This is a genomic window from Actinomycetospora sp. (assembly GCF_055612215.1).
Genome location: NZ_JBVPVA010000210.1, coordinates 1 through 4,605 on the forward strand (window position 1 = coordinate 1; position 4,605 = coordinate 4,605).

A 4,605-nucleotide genomic window follows, 5' to 3' on the forward strand; every position below is an offset into this window, starting at 1 on the left:
CGTCCGACGACGTCGCGCGGATCCGTCGCTCGGAGCGCGACGGCGACGACCCCGACGAGCCCCTGCTGCGCTTCCTGCCGTTCGCCTCCCCCGCCTCGGCGCGGACGGCGCTGCGCGAGCGGATGGCCGAGCGGGCGGCGCTGCGGCGGGTGCCGGAGCCGAGCGACGAGGTCGTCCTGCCGACCCGCGACGTGCTGCAGGGCTGGTCGCGCACCCAGAACGTGGCGGCGGCGGTGGCGGGCTGGCTGACGCGCCGCGGCGGCACCATCCGCGCGGCGCGGGCGGTCGGACCGGCCCACGACCTCGTTGCCACCCTCGACGGCGACGACGTCCACGTCGAGGTCACCGGCTGGCCCCCGGACGGGGCCCGCAGCCACCCCACGACGCTCGCCGGCGACTGGTTCCGCGCCGCCACCCGCGCCGCCGGCCAACGACGCCGGGCGCACCCGCGGAGCCGGGTCGTCATCGCGCTGCCCGACACCCGGCGCTACCGGACCCTCGCCGACGAGGACGCCGAGGTGCTCCGGCGGGCCCGCGCCGAGGTCTGGTTCGTGGACCCGTCGGGAGCCGTCCAGCTCTCCTGACCGGCCGCGCGGGTTGCCCGCATGCGGGGCCGGGTAGCTCCCGGGCACCACCACACGCACGACCGGGAGGCCCCCGCATGTCCGCGGACATCACCGAGATGATCCTCGACGACCACGACTGGTTCCGTCGACGCTTCCTGCTCCTCGCCGAACTGCGTGACGACGCGTCCCGGACGGACGAGGCCGCGAAGGTCTGGGACGAGCTCGCCCGCCACCTCGAGGTCCACGCGTCGGCGGAGGAGGAGCACTTCTACCCCTCGATGGCCCGCCGCGCGGACGACGAGGACGCCTCCGCCACCGAGGACGCCGTCGGGGACCACGACGACATCCGCGCCGCCGCCCGCAAGTCGTTCGAGCACGAGGTCGGCAGCGAGGACTGGTGGTCGGCCGTCGACGAGTGCGACAAGGCCAACAACCACCACATGTCCGAGGAGGAGAGCGACGACCTCGCGCCGTTCCGCCGCGTGACGTCGCTGGCCTTCCGCCAGGAGCTCGGGGCCAAGTTCGAGCAGTTCAAGTCCGAGCACGCCGGTGCGAGGGGACTGGACTTCCAGGACAAGGACCCCGAGGCCTACGTCGAGGCCGTCACCAGCTGAGTCCCGACAGCACGGTCGGCAGCACCCCGGCGCCCGCGCCGAGGCCGGCGAACGCGGCGTCGACCTGGTCGGGACCGACCAGCAGGACGCCGACCGCGCCGAGCACCGCGAGCACCACCAGGACGGCGAGCACCGCCACCGCGCCGCGCGGCGCCTGACCCGGCCGGGCCGGCTCCGGGACGGGTTGGGGCGCGGTGTCCGGGCCGCGTCGCCCGCGGACCGAGGCGCGCGGCACCGGGTCCTCGTCGGCCTCGTCCGTCGGGCCCGCGCTGCCCTGGGCCCACCGTGCGGCGGCCCGAGCGGACGGGGTGCCGGCCGGGCGGCCGCTGGGTGGGGCGTCGCTCGCGGGCCGGACCTCGTGCGGCGCGGCGCCCGCGAGCACCAGGTGACCCGCCGGCTCGTGGTCCGCATCGACGTCGTCCGCGTTGTCCGGGACGGGGTCCGGGTGGTCAGGGAGGTCCGCCTCGTCGGGGTCCGGGCCCTCGTCGCCGACCCCCGGGTCCGGGGCGGCGACCCCTGTGACCGGGGCGCCGACCCCCGGGACCGGGGCCTCGACGTCGTCGACGTCCTCCGTGTCCGGGGCGTCGTCGGGGGCGTGAGCGGGCTGCGTCGCCGGTCCGGTGGCGCCCGACCCGGCCCCGACGAGTCCGAGCGCGCCGTCGGCGGTCGACGACCCCGTCCCGCGGTGCGCCTGCACCGGCGTGGACGGCATCCGGGCCGCGGGGATCCCGGCGTCGGCATCGTCGCCGTCGGGCACCGACCAGCCCGTCGCGGGGGTGGGCATGCTCGCCTCGTCGAGAGCGGGCCCGTCGCCACCACGCCCGTCGTCGGGCCCGGAGCCGCCGGACCCGCCGGACCCGCCGGACCCGCCGGAGCCGCCGGAGCCGCCGGAGCCGCCGGACCCACCATGGCGGGCACCCGGTCCGGGCGCCCCGACGCCGGCCGGGACCCCGATCGGGGCGGAGGGGCTGCCGACCGCCCGGGCGGTCCGGATCGCCTGGGCACCCGTGGCCGCCCGGGTCGGCCGCGACCGGGCCGGGAGCAGCAGCGCGGCCAGACCGATGACGCCGTCGTGCGCATCTGACGGCGTGACCAGCGCGCCCTCGGCGCGCTCGCGGCCGGCGGTGAGCTCGACGAGGCGGCGGGTGAGCGGGGTCGCGCGGTCGCCGAGCACGTGGACGACGAGGTCACGGGGCCGCTCGGGCCCGTCCGCGACCTCGGCCAGCGTCTCGCGCAGGGCGTGCTCGACGAGCTGGTCGAACACGCCGCGGTCCACCACGACCTCGTGGCCGCCGGTCGCGACGCGGGCCTCGTCGACGTCCTCGCCGGCGAGCTCCGTGCGGGCGCGACGGATGCCGCGGCGCAGGCGGGCGGCCTCGCCCCGCAGGTCGCGGGCCCCCGCCGTCCGGGACCCGGGCCGCGGGCCGTCACCCGGAGCGGCCGCGCCGTCGGGGTCGAGCGAGTGCAACTGTGCGCGGACGACGCCGAGCAGGAGCTGGTCGAGCCGGGTGCCGGTCGCGATCGGGCCGCGCGACCCGATCTCCGCGCCCGCGGCGGTGCGCCGCACCGGCCACGTCGTGAGCCCGCCGCCCCGGGCGTCCAGGACGACGCTCTGCCCGCCGAGCTCGACCTCGGCGGCGATGCGGTCACCGACCAGCGCGACCGGCCCGGGGAGCCACGCGGGCGCGGGCAGGCCGACGAGGGCCGTCGCCTCGGCGATCTCCTCGAAGCGGCGCCGTTCGGTGTCGGGCGGCGTCGCGACCACCAGGCGCGTGGGCCGGTCCTCGTCCGCGACGTCGGCCGGACCGCCGGGCTCGGCGCTCCCGAGGACGCGTCCGAAGGCGTCGGCGAGGACGTCGACCGGGTCGCTCCCCGGCGGGCCGTCGCCGGGCTCCAGCGGGACCCGCCGCGGCCGCAGGGATCCCCCGGCCGCCCGGTCGGCCCGGTCGATGTCGACAGCGACCAGCTCCGACGGCGTCACCTCGACCGCCATCACCCAGCCCGCCACCCGGTCCTCCTCGCCTCGCCGTCCGGCGTGGGTCCTGCCTCCGTGCCCCTGGGGGCCGCTTTCCGGACCCCGGGATCGGCCCGAGGCGCGTCCACGGTAATCGGGCCGTCACGCGGTCTCACCACCGGTGACGACCGGGTCACCCCGGCGGGCACCCGGAGAGCATGGTCGTCGTCACACCCGTGGGGCATGCTGACGCCGCCGATCCCCGGGCGGGATCGGTCCCACCCACTCCGGGGACGGTCGGACCCCCCGATCGATGACGCGGTCCGCGTGCGGAGGCCCGATGAGCACACCCGACGCCCCGGCCCGCCCGGCGGCGACGGTCCGCCGCGGCGCGACGGTCGACGTCCGGGCCGCCCTGGCGCCGCTGTGGCGCGGGCAGGCCGTCTTCCGGGTGGTCGCGCTCGGCTACGCGGCCCTCAACCTCGTGCGCGACGTGGAGTTCTACGTGCGGCCCGCGCTCGGGGTCACGGTCCTCGTCCTGATGGGCGTCTGGACGCTGGTCACGAGCGTGGCCTACCTGCGCGGCGCACGCCGCCTCGCCGTCGTCGACCTCGCGGTGACGGCGCTCGCGACGACGAGCACCCTCGCGATCGACGACCCCGCGCGCATCGCGGCCGGCGGCCCCGTCGTCACGACGGTGTGGTCGGCCGGCGCGGTCCTCGCGGTCGCGATCGCCTACGGCATCCGCCCGGCGGTCGGCGCCGTGGCGGTCTCGGTGGCCGCGCTGTGGGTCGTCCGCCGCGCCCTCGACGCCGCCCTGCTCTCCGACGCCCAGCTGCTGCTCGTGGCGGGCGTCGCGGTCGGCTTCGCGTCGGTGGCGATGCGCCGCTCGGCGGTGCGCCTGCAGGAGGCGATCGCGACGGAGGCCGCGGCCGCCGAGCGGGAGCGGCTCGCCCGCGACATCCACGACGGCGTGCTCCAGATCCTGGCCCTCGTGCGGCGGCGAGGGCCGGCGCTGGGCGACCCGGAGCTGGTGCGGGCCGCCGCGGAGCAGGAGGTGTCGCTGCGCCGGCTGATCACCCGCGGGCCGGTCGGGCTCGACGGGCCCGACGACGAGCTGGTCGACCTCGGTGCCGCCCTCGGCGCGGCGTTGCCGACCCGCGCCCTGCTCGCGGCGCCTCCGGACCCCGTGTGTGTGCCGGGCGGGGTCGCCCGGACGCTGCTCGCGGCGGTGCGGGAGGTCGCGGCGAACGCGGACGCGCACGCCGGGACCGACAGCGGGCTGTGGGTGCTGCTCGAGGACGAGGGGGACGACGTGACGATCAGTGTGCGCGACGACGGGCCCGGCATCGCCGACGGGCGGCTCGAGGCGGCCGCCGCGCAGGGACACCTCGGGGTCGCGTCCTCGATCCGGGGCCGGATCGCCGAGCTCGGGGGGACGGCGGCGCTGGTGACGGCGCCGGGCGAGGGC

General features: G+C 78.5%; 4 protein-coding genes. 3 read left to right on the top strand and 1 reads right to left on the bottom strand.

Features of this window, described 5'->3' with window-relative positions:
- Together AC0CYZ_RS05820 and AC0CYZ_RS05825 are read left to right on the top strand one after the other, a co-directional pair.
- Positions 1-584, top strand: a 584-nt coding sequence (locus AC0CYZ_RS05820; protein WP_472213236.1) for a hypothetical protein, incomplete at its 5' end; no start/stop codon positions are given.
- A gap of 77 nt (positions 585-661) precedes the next feature.
- Positions 662-1,180, top strand: a complete 519-nt coding sequence (locus tag AC0CYZ_RS05825; RefSeq protein ID WP_472213238.1) for a hemerythrin domain-containing protein — start codon at positions 662-664, stop codon at positions 1,178-1,180.
- On the opposite strand, the gene AC0CYZ_RS05830 is transcribed toward AC0CYZ_RS05825, so the two are convergent.
- Positions 1,170-3,188: a hypothetical protein gene (locus AC0CYZ_RS05830; RefSeq protein WP_472213240.1), complete on the bottom strand. Its 2,019-nt coding sequence runs from the start codon at positions 3,186-3,188 to the stop codon at positions 1,170-1,172. The two genes, AC0CYZ_RS05825 and AC0CYZ_RS05830, sit on opposite strands and share 11 nt — an antisense overlap.
- 286 nt (positions 3,189-3,474) lie before the next feature.
- Between AC0CYZ_RS05830 and macS the strand changes: the two genes are divergently transcribed.
- Positions 3,475-4,605: MacS family sensor histidine kinase (macS, locus tag AC0CYZ_RS05835; RefSeq protein ID WP_472213242.1), on the top strand; the 1,131-nt coding region annotated here is incomplete at its 3' end.